Source organism: Pseudogracilibacillus amylolyticus (SeqCode), assembly GCF_051918545.1.
Taxonomy (GTDB): domain Bacteria; phylum Bacillota; class Bacilli; order Bacillales; family Amphibacillaceae; genus Pseudogracilibacillus.
Genome location: NZ_JBPPZG010000074.1, coordinates 1 through 16,579 on the forward strand (window position 1 = coordinate 1; position 16,579 = coordinate 16,579).

General features: G+C 37.7%; 15 protein-coding genes. 7 read left to right on the forward strand and 8 right to left on the reverse strand.

What is annotated here, in order from left to right; all coding sequences use genetic code 11:
* Positions 1 to 125: 125 nt before the first annotated feature.
* The 6 genes from ACPYKA_RS09975 to ACPYKA_RS10000 all read left to right on the forward strand — a co-directional run bounded on the left by ACPYKA_RS09975 (position 126) and on the right by ACPYKA_RS10000 (position 7,111).
* Positions 126 to 1,427, forward strand: a complete 1,302-nt coding sequence (locus tag ACPYKA_RS09975; protein WP_479542149.1) for a transposase — start codon at positions 126 to 128, stop codon at positions 1,425 to 1,427.
* A 398-nt stretch (positions 1,428 to 1,825) separates the two neighbouring features.
* Entirely contained in the window at positions 1,826 to 2,815 is a 990-nt protein-coding gene (locus ACPYKA_RS09980; RefSeq protein WP_479542150.1) for a LacI family DNA-binding transcriptional regulator, read from the forward strand.
* Between the two features lie 69 nt (positions 2,816 to 2,884).
* The gene (locus ACPYKA_RS09985; RefSeq protein WP_479542151.1) at positions 2,885 to 4,192 is read left to right on the forward strand and encodes an ABC transporter substrate-binding protein; all 1,308 of its coding nucleotides are present in this window, start codon (positions 2,885 to 2,887) and stop codon (positions 4,190 to 4,192) included.
* 24 nt (positions 4,193 to 4,216) lie between these two features.
* Positions 4,217 to 5,137 (forward strand): carbohydrate ABC transporter permease, encoded by a 921-nt coding sequence (locus ACPYKA_RS09990; protein ID WP_479542152.1) that lies wholly within the window; start codon positions 4,217 to 4,219, stop codon positions 5,135 to 5,137.
* Positions 5,138 to 5,959: a carbohydrate ABC transporter permease gene (locus ACPYKA_RS09995; RefSeq protein ID WP_479542153.1), complete on the forward strand. Its 822-nt coding sequence runs from the start codon at positions 5,138 to 5,140 to the stop codon at positions 5,957 to 5,959.
* A gap of 33 nt (positions 5,960 to 5,992) precedes the next feature.
* Positions 5,993 to 7,111 (forward strand): glycoside hydrolase family 172 protein, encoded by a 1,119-nt coding sequence (locus tag ACPYKA_RS10000; protein WP_479542154.1) that lies wholly within the window; start codon positions 5,993 to 5,995, stop codon positions 7,109 to 7,111.
* 261 nt (positions 7,112 to 7,372) lie between these two features.
* Here the strand turns inward: ACPYKA_RS10000 and ACPYKA_RS10005 are convergent, their stop codons facing one another.
* Both ACPYKA_RS10005 and ACPYKA_RS10010 read right to left on the reverse strand, forming a co-directional pair.
* Positions 7,373 to 7,564: an ROK family protein gene (locus ACPYKA_RS10005; RefSeq protein WP_479542155.1), complete on the reverse strand. Its 192-nt coding sequence runs from the start codon at positions 7,562 to 7,564 to the stop codon at positions 7,373 to 7,375.
* Positions 7,565 to 7,676: 112 nt separating this feature from the next.
* Positions 7,677 to 7,850, reverse strand: coding sequence for a hypothetical protein (locus ACPYKA_RS10010; protein ID WP_479542163.1), 174 nt, complete (start codon positions 7,848 to 7,850; stop codon positions 7,677 to 7,679).
* Between the two features lie 4 nt (positions 7,851 to 7,854).
* On the opposite strand from ACPYKA_RS10010, the gene ACPYKA_RS10015 reads away from it, so the two are divergent.
* Entirely contained in the window at positions 7,855 to 8,112 is a 258-nt protein-coding gene (locus tag ACPYKA_RS10015) for an AbgT family transporter (protein WP_479542161.1), read from the forward strand.
* 145 nt (positions 8,113 to 8,257) lie between these two features.
* Here ACPYKA_RS10015 and ACPYKA_RS10020 read toward each other — a convergent pair whose 3' ends face one another.
* From ACPYKA_RS10020 to ACPYKA_RS10045, 6 genes are all read right to left on the reverse strand, one after another.
* Positions 8,258 to 8,995 (reverse strand): IclR family transcriptional regulator, encoded by a 738-nt coding sequence (locus ACPYKA_RS10020; RefSeq protein WP_479542156.1) that lies wholly within the window; start codon positions 8,993 to 8,995, stop codon positions 8,258 to 8,260.
* A 129-nt stretch (positions 8,996 to 9,124) separates the two neighbouring features.
* Positions 9,125 to 10,591 carry an aldehyde dehydrogenase family protein gene (locus ACPYKA_RS10025; protein ID WP_479542157.1) on the reverse strand — a complete coding sequence of 489 codons (1,467 nt, stop codon included), beginning with the start codon at positions 10,589 to 10,591 and terminating at the stop codon, positions 9,125 to 9,127.
* Positions 10,592 to 10,620: 29 nt separating this feature from the next.
* Complete coding sequence (locus ACPYKA_RS10030) at positions 10,621 to 11,433, reverse strand: DUF3726 domain-containing protein (protein ID WP_479542158.1); 813 nt, start codon at positions 11,431 to 11,433, stop codon at positions 10,621 to 10,623.
* Positions 11,415 to 12,434: a membrane dipeptidase gene (locus ACPYKA_RS10035; protein ID WP_479542159.1), complete on the reverse strand. Its 1,020-nt coding sequence runs from the start codon at positions 12,432 to 12,434 to the stop codon at positions 11,415 to 11,417. The genes ACPYKA_RS10030 and ACPYKA_RS10035 overlap by 19 nt, the downstream gene beginning before the upstream one ends.
* Positions 12,403 to 14,142 carry a hypothetical protein gene (locus tag ACPYKA_RS10040; protein WP_479542162.1) on the reverse strand — a complete coding sequence of 580 codons (1,740 nt, stop codon included), beginning with the start codon at positions 14,140 to 14,142 and terminating at the stop codon, positions 12,403 to 12,405. The genes ACPYKA_RS10035 and ACPYKA_RS10040 overlap by 32 nt, the downstream gene beginning before the upstream one ends.
* A 44-nt stretch (positions 14,143 to 14,186) precedes the next feature.
* Positions 14,187 to 15,773, reverse strand: a complete 1,587-nt coding sequence (locus ACPYKA_RS10045; protein WP_479542160.1) for a BCCT family transporter — start codon at positions 15,771 to 15,773, stop codon at positions 14,187 to 14,189.
* Positions 15,774 to 16,579 lie beyond the last annotated feature (806 nt).

Here is a 16,579-nt window from a genome sequence, read left to right on the forward strand (position 1 = left end):
TACCAGCCATGAAGAGTAAAAATTCTTCGCGATAATTTCCTACAAATATTAACCCAAAATGTACTAAATATGGGATAATAAGGTCATATATACCAATGATTTCGTACATTTTGGGGGATTGAAATATGGTAACGAGAAAAGAAAGACGAGAACGCGAAAAAGATACCAATTATTTTTTCGAACTGGAAAAAATTAAGAAACACTTTTTTAAAGATTTAGATGAGAAATTTAACACAGTCCATGATCCAAGGCATCAGAGCTATATCACCTATAATAGTGATATCCTTCTCATGATGACAATCCTAAAAAATGTCTTTAATTTAAAAAGTATGCGAAGTATGACCGATCAATTAAATAAAGATGAATGTATCCATAATGTTCAAAAGATATTGGGATGCAGCGAATTAGAGGAGCTGCCCCATTACGACACCATTAATGACTTTTTATCCAGGCTTGATCCTGAAGAACTGGAAAAAGTCCGCACCTATATGATCAAACAACTACTAGCCAAAAGATGTTTCGATCCATATCGAATAAATGGGAAGTATTGGGGGATTATCATCGATGGTACAGGACTGTTTAGTTTCCGCGAAAAGCATTGTGATCATTGCTTGAGACGAGAATATACCGACAAGGAAACGGGTGAGAAGACCACGGTATACATGCATCATGTCTTAGAAGCCAAGCTGGTCGTTGGCGATATGGTTTTGAGCATCGCTTCGGAGTTTATCGAAAATGAATCGGAGGATGTACCGAAACAAGATTGCGAGTTAAACGCCTTTTATCGCTTGGCAAAAAAGATCAAACAAACATTCAAGCGTTTGCCCATATGCATTTTGGTCGATAGCCTTTATGCCTGTGAAGGCGTATTTCACCAGTGTGATGAGTGTAAGTGGAAGTACATGATACGATTTAAGGAAGGTAGAATCAAAAGTGTTGCTAAAGAATTTCAGGATATTAAAACGATGGATAATTTATCGGGAGACATGTGCTGGGTGAACGATATTACGTATCGAGATAGAAAATTGAACGTACTGGAATATAACCTTATGGTCGATCAGGAGAAAAAGACCTTTACATTCATCACCAATATCAAGGTTACGAAGCGAAATGCGCATCATTTGGTAGGTGTAGGCCGAAGCCGATGGAAGATTGAAAACCAGGGCTTTAATCATCAAAAGAATATTCGGTATCATATCGAACATGCCAGTAGTCGTAATTATGCAGCGATGAAGAATCATTACCTTCTAACACAGATTGCAGGTATCTTAATGCAGTTATTTGAGAGTGGAAGCAAAGCACTAAAACACTTTAAAAAGACAGCAAAAGAAATATCCTCGATCCTGTTAGAAGCGATTCGCACCCGCAAGATAACAGACGAGGATATTCAACAATTAACTAAACCAATACAGGTTCGGTTTACCTAACAAGCTTATTATAACAAAGGTTGTGATAAAAAGAAAAAATTATTCACATGTGGATAACCTATTTTTAAAAAATTTTTATTGAAAAATTGGCTTGGCTTTTTAGCAAAAAAATAAGAGAAACTAATTTATTCAATATTCAATAATTAATTCCGCCATTTTATACAGCTGAAGACCGCTAACAAAATTTACTCTTCATAGCTGAATTTCAATGAAAGGGGTTGCATTTAGTTATCAAAAATATTATTATTAACATTATCAATTATTCAATCATCCAATGGTTCATTGCTTTCGAAAAAATACATAAGCTTTCCATTGGTGAAACTAAGTATATATTTTTTTTGAAACAAAAGTTAAACGTTTAAATTATGTCTGTAAACAGATCCCAAGGTAGTGATAGTATGAAGATGAAAATAACATTAAACGATGTCAGTAAATATTGTGGTTTATCAACTGCCACGGTTTCAAATGTACTAAACGGCACAAAACCTGTTACCAAACGGACAAGAGAAAAGGTGTTAAAAGCTGTTGAAGTATTAGGGTATATTCCCCATGAAGCTGCCCGACAGTTAAAAGCAGGAAAAAGTGGTTTGGTTGGGGTATTGACTGTTGGTTATAATTCCTTTTTTACTGAAATTCTAAATGGAGTAGAAGAACAAGCAAGTTTAAAACAAATTAAAATCGTTGTAGGAAGTACCGATGAAAATTTCCAGTCCCAGAAAGAACTGCTTGATTCGCTTATTGCCAAAAGGGTTGAAGGAATCATCATGGCACCAGCGGAGGGGTGGACAAAAGAAGAGATTAAGAAATATCAGGACATTCCCATCGTATTCATTGACCGTTGGATTGATGACTATAAATGTCCATTGGTTACAACAAATAATATGGAAAGTTCAAAACAAATTGTCAGCCACTTAATTAATGAACATCGATACAAAAATATTGGTTTAATTAATGCATACTCGGATATTTCAACTATGTCAGAAAGGAAAAGAGGTTATGAAATTGCTTTAAATGAAGCTGGTATTAACATCAAGCGATCTCAAATGATGGACTGTGATGGTAGTGTTGAAGGAGCGGAAGGGGCAACAAAAAAACTTATTGAAAACAATAATGATCTGGAGGCTATTTTTATTACCAATAATAATATGCTATTGGGGGCTTTTAGGACATTTGAAAAAAGAGGTTTGAAAATTCCTGATGATATTGCAGTTGTGGGCATGGATACGGAGCCTTGGATGGAATTTGTACGACCGAAAATAACGACGATTGAGCAACCTGTCAAACAAATGGGAATAGAAGCGATAAACATGTTAATGAATAAGGAGGAGAGCGTTCGGCATGAAGAGTTAAAAAATAAAGTGCTTATAAGTGAATCATGCGGGTGTTAATTTTTCATTTAAAAAGTTAAACGTTTAAATTCAGAACATTCCACGTAATTTGAACAAGGAGGTTACTCCATGAAGAGTAAACTGATTATTTTACTGCTATTCATTTTGGTATTTGTATGTACAGGCTGTGGTTCAAATAAAAGCAGTGATGGATCCGTGAATAATTTTGATATAGATCATGAGGTAGATTATTCTAACCCAAAAGGAACAATTGTATGGTCCAGTGGTCAACTTTCTGGTCTTGGGTTAAGAAAAAGGTTAATTGATGGATTTGAAGAAAAATATCCGGATGTAAATGTTGTATTGCAAGAAGCGCCTTCAACGACAAATGAATCACAAACATATTATGCGACAACTATAGGGGGACAAAGCTCAACTCCAGACATTTATAGTGGTGATTCAAACTGGCCGGCGCAATTTGGTAACGCTAATATGGCCTTGGATCTATCGAAAATAATGCCTAAAAGCTTCTGGAAAAGGTTCCCCAAAGGTTTGGTTGAATCAGCTACTTATCAGGGTGGAATCTATGGTGCCCCATTATATGACAATATAGGAGTTTTATATTATAGGAAAGACATTGTGGAAAAAGAAAATATACCAGTTCCCGAAACATGGGAGGACTTGAGAAAAGCTTCAGCTGATTTACAGAAAAATGGGGATGTGAAATATGGGTTTGTTTGGCAAGGTGCATCTTATGAGGGATTAACAACTAATTTTTTAGAGTATCTACATGCTGCAAATGGAGATGTGTTTGATGAAAATGGGCAAGTAAATATTAATACACCTGAGGCGAAACATGCATTAACGTTTATGCAAAGCCTTATAAGTAGTGGGGCATCGCCTGGTGCTGTTACGACTTTCCATGAAGATGAAGCGACAAACACGTTTAGTTCGGGATCGGCGGCCTTTTTAAGAAATTGGGTGAGTTATTATGGGCAACTAATTGACTCTGAATCCTCGGAAATGTCTGATGCAGTAGGTGTCACTGCTTTACCCGCATTTGAAGATGGGGATTCAAACACGACACAATCCGGCTGGAATATATTTATTAATCCACATACAGAAAATCTTGAAGCTTCACTGGCTTTTATGGATTATCTAACTAGCGAAGAAGCGCAAAAAATGATTTTAGGGGATCAAGTTATACCTACGAATATACATGTTCAACAAGATCCCGAGCTGCTAAAGAAATACGAAATATTGGATATCTATCAGGATGCCAAAGCAACACCACGGCCGAAAACGCCTAATTATAATGTTTTATCAGAAGGGATGTATATGAATGTAAACAAATTGTTGTCATCAGATAAGAGGGTAAACGATGTACTGGTTCAAATGGAAAAGCAAATGCGTTCTGCTGATCGCTCAGGATTGTAGTAACTATTTGGGAGGTGAGTGTTTATGCAAGCGAAAAATATGAGGAATTCATTAAGAACGTCATGGAGATACAACCGTACAGGGTATCTTATGGTACTTCCAGCTTTTCTAGTGTTAGCAGGAGTCATGTTCTACCCAATATTTGATACGTTACGCATGAGTTTGAGCAAAGTGGATATTACGAAACAAGGGTATGATTTTACTTTTACCGGAATAAAAAATTACCTGGAGATTTTCACTAGCTCAACCTATTGGAGCAGTATTTGGTTTACTTTCTATTTTTCCTTTATTTCTGTTTCGCTAGAAATTATTTTTGGTTTGTTCATTGCGTTGGCGATTAATAAAGTGAAACGTTTAATGAATGTATCCTTGGTCATTATGCTGATTCCCTGGGCATTAATAACAGTGGTATCGGGGCAAATGTGGTCCTATATTTATAATGGGGTCTATGGAATTTCCAATTATATCTTTGAAATATTGGGAGTTATTAATTCTCCGGTGGCTTGGCTGGCAACTCCAGGTACCGCCATCATCAGCATACTGGCTGCTGAAGTTTGGAAAACAACGCCTTTTGTTGTGATTATTATTTTATCTGGGTTACAAATGGTTCCAAAAGATCAGTATGAGGCTGCTGCCATTGATGGAGCTAATCGCTGGCAAACATTTTGGAAAATAACCTTGCCGGCGATCAAAGGGAGTATTGCGGTTTCCATCGTATTTCGGTTATTGCAAGCATTTGGAGTGTTTGATCTTCCCTTTGTTTTGACGGAAGGTGGACCAGGAAATGCTACGCAACCGGTAGCCATGCTTGCCCAAAAATCATTGTTTCAGAATCTTAATTTTGGTTTGGGATCCGCCATTTCAGTAAGCACCGTTTGTTTCATCATTGTTTTGTCGCTGATTTTTTATCCTCTGATTCGTTCTATTGTGAAAGGAGAGGATTAGATGGCTAAATCATCATTTTTTCGTTATGTTGTATTGATTGTTTTTTTGCTTATTATTATTTTGCCCTTTTATTGGCTTATTATGACATCATTTAAACCACAAACGGAACTTGGGTCATATCCGCCTAATCTATTACCTAAGTCTTGGACATTGGAAAATTACCGGGAAGCATTACTGGATTATGATTTTTTAACAAATCTCATGAACAGTGTACTTGTATCTATTACAGCAACCATTTTGGTTCTGGTTTTTTCCAGTATGGCAGCTTTTGCGATTGCGAAATTACCATTGCCTAAAAAGTATCCAATGATGGCAGGTTTGTTGGTTTTATCTATGTTTCCACCGGTGACTGTAGCCCCTGCGCTATATATTATGCTGAATAGCTTTGGTTTACTAAATACATATACGGGTTTAATTATCCCTTATATTGCATTTAATTTACCTTTTTCTATTTGGCTTTTACGGAATTATTTTGTCCAAATTCCAACTGATTTATTAGAAAGTGCCCGAATTGATGGTGCCTCAACTTTTTATACGTTTTTAAAAATTTACCTGCCATTAATTAAGCCGGGTCTATTTACAGCAGGAATTTTTACGTATATCGCAACCTGGATTGAATTTTTCTTGGCTTTAATTATTAATCCGGATCCCTCCATGCGAACAGTTTCGGTAGGTATTGCATTATTCAATGGTCCTTTTTCGATACCTTATGGAACCATATTTGCCGGCTCTGTGGTTGCCATGTTCCCGATTGTAATATTGACTATTATATTCAGGAAATCAATTGTTTCCGGCCTTACTGGTGGTGCCGTTAAAGGTTAATTAATAAATGATAAATGGAAAGGAAGAATTACGATGTTTTATTTGAATGGGATAGAGAAGGTTACGAATGAAGAAACACGCTCAATTAATCCGGAAAATCCTACAGGGGAAAAGGGGAAAGGGGGGAGGGAAGGCAGTTTACTAGGTCCAAGCAGAAAAGGAAATCCCAAAATAGCGTTAAAAAGTGGGGAGACTGCAACTCTTGCTGACATAAAAGGACCAGGGACAATTAGACATATGTGGATGACAGTTACAGATGCTACGCCATACGGGAGTTTTGTATTGCGGGACATCGTGTTAAGAATGTACTGGGATAATGAGCAAACGCCGTCTGTGGAAGTTCCAATTGGTGATTTCTTTTGTAACGGGTTTGGTACACGATGTGATTTAAATTCTTTTCCGATTGTAGTTAATCCGTCCGGAGGAATGAACTGTTATTTTCCAATGCCCTTCCGTAAAAATGCCAAAATAACGATTACCAATGAACATCAAGGCGATATTGAAGCATTCTTTTATACCATAAATTATAGTCTTTCTGATGATATCGATGAGAATGCAGCATATTTCCATGCGCAGTGGAGAAGAGAAGAAATCACTAAAAAAGGCATTGATTATACAGTGATAGATAGTATAAAAGGAAAAGGTCATTATGTTGGTACCTATTTGGCACTTACAGCCCTTGAACGTTATTGGTGGGGAGAAGGAGAATTTAAATTCTTTATTGATGACGATCAACATTATCCAACGATTTGCGGAACCGGTACGGAGGATTACTTTGGTGGTTCTTGGGCGTTCCATAAGAAGCAGTCAGACGGGACGATAACATCATCTACTTATAATACGCCATTTCTAGGGTATGCATTTCAGTCTACTAAAGACCACACAAGGGATAACTTTCCTAAAAAAGATGCTATTCCCACTCATGGATTTGGAAACGATGCACTTCCAATGCATGGTCTCTATAGATGGCATATACCTGACCCGATACGTTTCAATAATAAACTAAAAGTTACGTTACAACAAATTGGAAATGATGATATCAAACTATATGAGCGTTCTGACGATGTATCATCCGTGGCATACTGGTACCAAGTCGAGCCTCACCAACCCTTTCCGAGTTTACCAAATGTGCAAGCGCGTAGACCGAGGTAGTTATTTGAGTGAAGGGATCTTATTTCAAAACTTGTGAAGTATGAGTAAAGTTGGCAGTGTTACTTAGAGCAGCGGAATAAGGTGAAAAAGGCGGTCTTCATGATGAAGGCTGCCCATTTTTATGTTTCACTAAAAATACAAAATTGATGGTAAATTGGACAGTCGTAACAAAAGCTAGTATAAAGCCGGTTGTCAATGATAATTTCTGTTCCAATTCCAATTCCAATACCTATACTAATGTAGATTAAATAGGTGATTCCTTTACCTGTTTCGTATAAGCCGTTCACCATGCGAACCGACATTTGCTTCATTCTCAATTTCGACCGGTACTTGAAATTGGGCTTCAATCATGTGTTTCAAGTCTGCCTGATGCCAATCTAAATTTGGCGCAAAAATATCTTGCCATTTTTGTCGATAATTCCGGGAACGCCAACACCAATCCCAAGATACCATATCTATCCTCGGGTACCTTATCTATTAACTTTTAAATCACATGGATTGTTTAAATCAGTTAGAACACCAAAAATATAATTAACTCCCAAATCGTTACCAATCGAAAACACAGTCAAATGATTAATATGCAGCATAACTGGTTTTCGCCTCCGCTGGATTGTCCTGAACCTATTTCATAAATAAATGATTCATCAATTATCTTCACGACCATGGAGGAAACGGTTGCTTTATTTAATCTATCCTTTTCTTTTGCTGGTATGGCACCTGTTTTTGTGCCGATGTTCATGCCAATGGGGATTTCCCCTGAGGTCACCCAAGTCGCTTACAGGATTGGGGACTCGGCGGCGAATATTATTTCTCCTTTAATGCCGTTCTTCCCGCTCGTCGTTGCATTTGCGCAAAGGTACGGGAAACAAAATGGCGTCGGTACCGTGATTTCTTTGATGCTACCGTATTCCATCGCAATTTTGCTTTGTTGGATTGTCTTTTTCGTCCTTTGGTATGTGCTCGGAATTCCGGTCGGGCCTGGTACTAGTTTGACGTATTAACATGGAATTATTAAATCAAAAACGAATCCCTCGTAAAAGTCAACGATACGAGGGATTCGTTGTAACCTGAAGTTCTTTGGCGACACGGGGCTATCGCCTGCTTCAAGCAGTACAACAAACATCAGTATGATATTCATTCAAACTATCAAATAAATGATTTTGAAGTTTCCTTAGTAGTATAAAGCAAATAAGATATAAGTTCTTCCATGTTTTCCTCATTGAAACGAAATGATGGACCTGAAACTGATATTGCGCCTATAACTCTTTTTTGGGAGTCGAATACTGGAGCAGAAATCGCGGTCACTTTTTCGGTAATTTCCTCCACACTCGTCGCATACCCTTTGATTTTCGTTTCTTTCATTTTCTTTTGCAAATAAACTTTATCCTTTTCATTCATGTTTTTTAAAATTTTATCCTTGCTTTGTTCCGACTGGAAGGAAAGAATTGCCCTACCTGTTGCTCCAGCATGTATTGGTAACTGGGTGCCAACACCGACAGATCTCCTTATTTCCTGTTGACTTTCATACTCCATGACACATAAACGATTATCTCCATTAGGGATGTAGAATCCAGCAGTCTCTCCTGTTTTATTACGCAACTTTATAAGCCATGGTTTTATAATAGAAGCAAAAGGGAGCTCTGTCATTATTTTATTGGCATAATCTAAAAACACAGGACCAAGTGAATAAAGTTTCGACTGTGCATCCTGAATAACAAATCCCTCCATCTTCAATGTAGTTAACAAACGATGGACAATAGTGGAGGAAAGATTTAAGTCTTTACTGATAAAACTAATACTTTGGGGACTTGACGTTTCTTTTAAATGATTTAATACCTTTATAGCTCTTAAAACTGTCAAAGAGACATCCGTTTTTGTTTTCATTACAATCCACCCCTAATAAAATTATAAGTTGACCTTAACTTCTATTATATAAACATTTTAGTAAAAACAGCAAAAGGCGCTCAAAAGATACCGCCAATTGCTGTCTGTTATTTATACCTGTTATTAGGGTTAATTGAACTTAATATAACGTGTTTTATACTGACAGTAAAAATCTATAGCCTCACTGCCTAATTCTTTATATGTGCCCGTACTGGATTGTTTATACCCTCCAAATGGTGCATGAAAAAACGTACCTGTTGTAGTCAAATTAACTTTTACAATACCGGCTTCAATTCCTTCCAGCGCTTTATTCATATACTCTATATTTTTCGTACATATCGCGGAGGATAGACCATAATCCACATCGTTTGCAACTTTAATTGCTTCGTCGATATCACTTACTTCTATAATACTATTGACTGGACCGAATACTTCTTTCTGTGATATGGTCATCGATGTATTTACTCCAGTAATAACAGTTGGTTCAACAAAATAACCATTTTGGTATTGTTCTCCTTCAGGTATGCCGCCTCCTGCGAGAATTGTTGCCCCTTCGTTTACTGCACTTTGAATCAATTTCAGTGTAGAGTTACGCTCTGATTCGTTCACATGAGGACCTATATCGATTCCTTCTTGCATGCCATTACCAATTTTCAATGCTTTTGTTTTTGAAACTAGTTTATCTGTAAATTCTTTCGCAATTTTTTCATGAACAATAACCCTCCCTGTTGCCGTACAAGCTTGCCCAGTCTGGCCATATGCACCTGCTGCAGCTATCTGTACAGCCTCATCAATGTCTGCATCATCCATTACAATCAATGGATTTTTTCCTCCCATTTCAAGAAGGCAACGTTTCATGTCCTTTGCCGCCTCCGCGTAAATCTTCTTTCCTACTGGTGTAGAACCCGTAAAAGTTACTGCTTTTACTGCTTCATGATGAATCATCTCGGGAACCAATTCACCTTTTGCAATGACAAAGTTTACAACTCCTTTCGGAACACCAGCAAGCTCGATAATTTCCATGAACTTCATAGCAGTTAATGGTGTTTCCGAGGAGGCTTTCAAAACAACTGTATTACCGCTGGCAATGGCTGGTGCTGTCTTCCACGCAGGTATAGACAACGGAAAATTCCATGGTGTGACTACCAATACTACACCCAATGGTTCGGGTTTGGTTTCAACCTGGATTCCTGGCATGTCTGCCTCTACTATTGTACCTTTCATACGACGGCACTCACCTGCGTAAAATCTCACAATACCGGCTGCATATATTACTTCTTTAGCAGCATCATTATATGTCTTGCCTTCTTCAAGTACGATTGTTTTTGCTAATTCTTCTTTTTTCTCTTCCATTAAATCTGCAATTTTATATAAATAGTCTCCACGCTGGGGTGCAGTTGTATTTTTCCAAGTCTGAAATGATTCCGCTGCAACATCGATTGCGTTCGATGTATCCTCAGAAGTAGACAAACAAAAAGAAGATACAACGTTTTTTATATTCGCAGGATTGACCCCTTCTCTGCGCTCTTTCCCCGTAGGTTTGACCCATTCCCCACCTACAAAATTTTTTAAAGTTGTAACTGTCGTTATCGTCATTATTACTCCTCCTAATCGTTTATTAATATCTATTTGATTGATGGTGCGTGTTCCCCTGTTCCATACAATTGGGACTGCTCTGTGTTTTTTACAAGTGTCTTCTGTCCGGTCTTATCGAGCTTTTCCCATATATCCATATCAATTTTGGCACCGTTATTAAATGCCTTTTCAAATCTAGCCTTCAATTGCAAGGACTCCGTTAACCTTACTGCCCCATTTTCTGTTGCCTGTCTCAATTTCCTTACACAGGCGTTAATAAATTTTGTATCCGTTGTACACACAAGCCAGAATTCTTCTCCCTTCATATTTATCGTTTCATATTTTTTAAGTTTATCAGTAAGATATTGCTGCATTATTTCTTCCGCTCTTTCTCCTTCAGCGAAAACAGGATAGCCAATCTCTGGCGTAGAAAGAATCCACATTGTATTACCTGCATCCGATTTATAATTTATGAGACAACCTTTGCCTCTTAATGCTATATAGTGCGCCGGTTGCGCAAGAAGACGTGACCTGGTTGTGTTTTGAAGATGAATTCGGACAGTATCCCTAGTTTCCGCTATCCCCAGGGCAAAATCTGCCATTAATTTGCCAAGAACGATTGCACTCATGTGATGACCATCAAATTGGAATAAGCCATCCTTTTCCGAGAGCAGTGTCACTTCCTTCATGCCAGAGGCATGTAGCTTAGGTATTTCTTTTTCTAATACTTTCATTCCTTTGAGTCCAATAAATTCACTCCAAGCGACTACCTCGGCTCCATCATCTGCACATCCATATGGAATTCCACAAGCACGAAATACTTTTTTACAGTGAATGAATAATTCTACATAGGAGACACGCACTCTTTCACCTCCAACTTAGTCTTAAAATTATCCGTGAAGAAACGATGCCAGTTTCCACCCATTATTTTGGCTATTTCTTCTTCCGACATCCCCTTTTTCCTAAGACCTGTAATAATATTAGGGAAATCCGCCGGAGTTTGAAACCAAGAAGGCCATTCAGGCCATGAGGGATTATTTTTAGACCCTGCTCCATAATCCACTTCATGTGTCCATCTTCCCATCCGCATCCAATGCAAGAAATCAACAGACATATTTAATGTCATGTCTGTACCGATTCCGACCTGATCAATGCCCATGAACTCCACTGTCTGTATAATTAAATCGGAAAACTCCTCCAATGTTGTGTCTTTGCCGTTGATAAGATGAGGATAAGCGCAGAGACCGATGACGCCACCATTATCTCTTAAAGCTCGCAAAACTTTTTTTGATTTATTACGTTTGCTTGGATAGATCCAATCAGGATTAGCATGGGTGATGGCGACAGGTCGTTCGGATACTTCAATCGCATCAAGTGTTGTCTGTTCTCCAACATGAGAAAGGTCAATCGTCATGCCTACACGATTCATTTCCTTAACCACCAGCTTACCATATCGGGATAATCCAGTATCTTTTTCCTCATAACAGCTACTTCCTACTAAGTTTTGATTGTTGTATGTCAACTGCATAACTTTAATTCCCAGTTGGTTAAAAACAGATACCATTGATAGTTCATCTTCTAGAGCAGAGGTATTCTGCGTACCTAAGATGACACCAACTTTACCTTCTGCCTTCGCTTTGGAAATATCTTCACCAACCAATACCTGAGTGACAATATCATCATTTTCTTTAAAAAAACGATGCCATTCACCTATTTTACTTAATGTTTCTCTGGCGTTTTCCCATATGCCACAACAGGCATGAACACAGGTGACACCACCTTTTTTTAATAAATGTAAGAATTCTCTATTCCAATTGCTTAATTCCAATGCATCAATGATGATCATATCCTGTTGCTGTTTCATTCCAGATCCCCTTCCTTTTTGGTAATGATGGAAATACCCAATTATCCTGAAATGGCTGACCAATCTCTTCTACGAGGGGCGCACCTTGAAATAATGTTATTCTTACCCAACGATTTGACTTAGGATTGAATCTTTCAGCACCAAAAAAAGATAGCTTGCATCGAAGCAAATGTACTGGTATTAGATCCTTACTAAGCAAATTGGCTCGAATTTCTCCATATTCATAACCTTCCAGAGATTGGATGCGCTGGATAATACCCTTATATTGCGGATATTTAAGAATATATGTTGCTACCATTGTATCTGATGAAACTCCTTCGAGCGCAAGACTTAATTCTTGCACTTGCTCTGCAATATTCATTGGCATTTCCCATTCTTCACCTGGCTCTTGTCCCCGAACGCCTAGTCGTGGCTCTTCTTTATCTTCAGATCGATACCAAAAATAGTATTTTTCATTTGAATCGGTGAAATCATACTGATAAACCCACTGATATTGATCTTCTATTAGATGCCTTAGGTTTCCTATTGTCATCCGTGGCTCAATTTGATAAGTTTCTGTTACATTCATACATTTTTCTAAATCGATTATATCGTCTATATAAAGTTCAAGAAGAATCGTATGAAGTAATTCTTGCATTTCAATCGAAACCTTTTGCGCTGCAAATTGGAGCAGGTCATACCATATTTTATCCGATTTGCCATTTATCAATATATCTGTATCCATGTAATCCAAAATAATTTGCTTAATGTACCTGCTCTGTTTTGCCAAAGCCCTCGGATTTATAAAAATCTCCCTATCGATAAGTCTGGATTCCTCAAAGTATTCAGAAACACGATCCAGCCATTGGTTCATAAGAAGTAAATCATCATAAGAAGGATTAATATCTTTCACCTTGGCAATAGCTTTTTCTCTAATGTATATCCATTGATGAACAAGCCTGGGGTGAGCAATCAAAAACGGAGCCATCCCGAGTCCAGTTGCATTACCTGTTCCGATAAATCGTTTTATTTCTGAATGAAGTTTTGCAGCATTTTTATTTTTTTGTGATGCAATGTGTTCTACCAAATCAAAACTAAAATGACGAAGCATGTATACCGCGAACATTTGAGCTTGAAAAGGGCCACTAAAAGGATGATTCTCTTTTATTTTCTCGTATGGTGCAAGACCAAATTTACCATTCCCATAAACAGCCGTTGTTCGTAACAGGTAACCTACTTCATTCAATATTCTGGGATCAGGCTGTTCACCATTCACGAGACACTCTATAATATAACCAAAAACACGATTACTTTTATTCGCCCTTGACCAAACCAAATCAAATGCATCAGCCCTCCCAGCCTCTTGTTTTGGGAGTTCCTTTTTAAGATTTATAAGTTTTTCTTCTGTTATTATTCCTTCGCATAGTGCAAAGGTAATATCCCACTTCTTGGAAATAACGCGATCACTACGCTCTTCATCCTTTATCTTGGTAGAAATGGCAACAAAAGAAAACGTATGTCTGGGTGTATCGATACGATATATGGCATGCCCATATCCTTCTTTACCCATATTAAATTCGGTTCGATCAATCTCCCAATTCTCTCGGAACATATGACGCAGTAAAATACGCGAAAAACTTAAACTTGTTAGACGAAATGCTCCAATTCTCTCCATCTTCATTACTTCCGAAGCAGGACGCAATTTATGACTGTTTCGTTTTAAAACCATCAATTTGTTCCCCTCCCCACTGTGAATGCTTATTTCTGATGTATTTAAATAGAATTTTTTTTCTCGTTCAACTCCATTATTCGTTTATCTGTTAAACTAGACGCTGTAATACCCTGTTCTTCAGCCAATTGCTTACAGGCCTTTGGTGCACTCCAAAAAGTGGTCAGTAGTAATATAGATACAGGTACAGCAGTGACCACAATAAAGGATTGCAAAGAATCGACACTATCTTCTCCTATTGTTATCAACAGAACTGCAACCGCTCCCATCAATAAAGCCCAGAAAACGCGCAATAACCTTGATGGATCGCCACTTCCAGTAATTGCTACGGACATAGTCAAAGACATAGAATCGGTAGTTGTTAAAACAAAGATAATCGTAGCAAGTAAGAATAGAAATCCTAATATGGTGCCAAATGGCAATTGTTCTGTGATTGCTATCATAGCGGCTGGCGGCCCATTACTATCCAATGCAGTCGAAACAGATCCGGGCGTTGCAATTTCTTGAAAAATGCCTGTTCCTCCTACTACGGTGAACCAGAAGGTAGTAATGATCGGCGCAATTACTGCAACAGACGTAACTAGCTGACGTATCGTACGACCACGGGAAATTCTAGCAACAAAGACGGCCATCATTGGTCCATATCCAATAAACCATGCAAAGAAAAAGATTGTCCACCCACTTAACCATGCTTCGTCCCCACGATGGGAACTTAACGTAAAAAAATTTTGAATATATAATGCAAAAGAATCTATATAAGAGTTAAAAATAAATAAAGCTGGCCCGATTAACAACACTACTACAATTAAAAATAAGGCTAGTATTACATTAAAACTGCTTAAATACTGAATACCACGATGAATCCCTGTAGCGGCTGATATTGCCGCACCAACAACTAATAATATGATAATCGTAATTTGTATAAATAACGTATTGGGAAGATTAGTTAATGCACTTATTCCGTAACTTGCTTGCAACCCAAGAAACCCAATCGGTCCGATAGTCCCCGCGGCAACTGAAATAATACAAAAAGAATCTACCAATGTGCCGAGTACACTTTTCTTAAAAATACGTTCCCCAAAAAATGGATACAATAAAGTTCTTGGTTTAAGGGGTGCACCTTTATGATAGTGCGCATGCATCAACACTATAGTCCCAAGTGTACCTAGCACAGCCCAAGCCAGAAATCCCCAGTCTACAAAACTGGTTGCAAGTGCGGGAATTACTGCCTCTTCTGAACCAGATTCAATTCCATCAAAAAGAGGTGGTGTATTTATAAAATGACTTAAAGGTTCGGCAGCTGCCCAAAACACTCCGCCAGCAGCAAGCAATGTTGTCATTATAATAGAAATCCATTCAAAAGTACCTATTTCAGGTTTTTCCATTTTCCCAAGCTTAATCCTTCCATATTTGGAAAAACCCAAAACTAATGCGATCAAAAATGTACCTATCAAAAGAATTTGATATAATCCACCAAAATATTTGGAGGAAAAAGCAAATGATGTATTGACAATGTCCGTTACTAAATTTTGATTAATGAAACCCATGAGGACAAATAGCAGCAATAAGCCACCACTAATCAAAAATACCGGCAAATCAACAGTTTGCATTTTATCCTTTATTTTATTCAAATAAACCCCTCCTATGTAAGTGTTTACAATATTAAATTCCGTTTATCGGGATATAATACCGTTATTTATATACATATTAACTAAAAGATTTATTCTTGTCAATTGTGTATAAAGAATTTTCTTGTTATTTTTAACAAAGTATAAACAAATGCCTCGCTCTGCTTGAAGTACTGGATAATGGCATATATTAAAAAACTAATGCCCGTCCTATTAAGATAAAAATGTACTCGATTTAGGGTATGGCTTCGGTTGGCATTGCCTATATGTTTGTGAGCGGAATGCCAGTTCTGTAGGAAGTAGGTGATATATCTGAAAAAATGATTCAAGAGGATTGTGAAATGACAAATGATTCTGTCGTTAGAAGCGGGTAAGCCCAAAGTCCGCGAGAATCACGATTAAACCGCGAACCTAAAAGCCTCAAAATTTCTTTGATAGCTTCATAGGGAATCAGACTTGCTTTCTTGGGTAATGTAGTGTGATCAACGAAGGCAGACTTATTTATAAACCAGTTTATCTTCACTTTCACGATAGTTTTGCCACTTATCATTAGGAAAGTAGCCAAAAGAAAATGTGATCTTCACCCGACCATAACGTTTCCCATGAAAGTCAAGGATTTCTTCAATCCTCATTTTGCTTTATCGGTTGTCAAACCATATAATTTGTGATAGGATAAATTAAATTCTGAAGCATTTCCTTTTTTAGAAATAAACATGAAGGGTTTGCTTCGTTGTCTTTTTTATGGAGGACTTCCAATGGAATCTATTTATCAAAAGATAGCAGCAAACCAACATACCTTTTCAAACAAT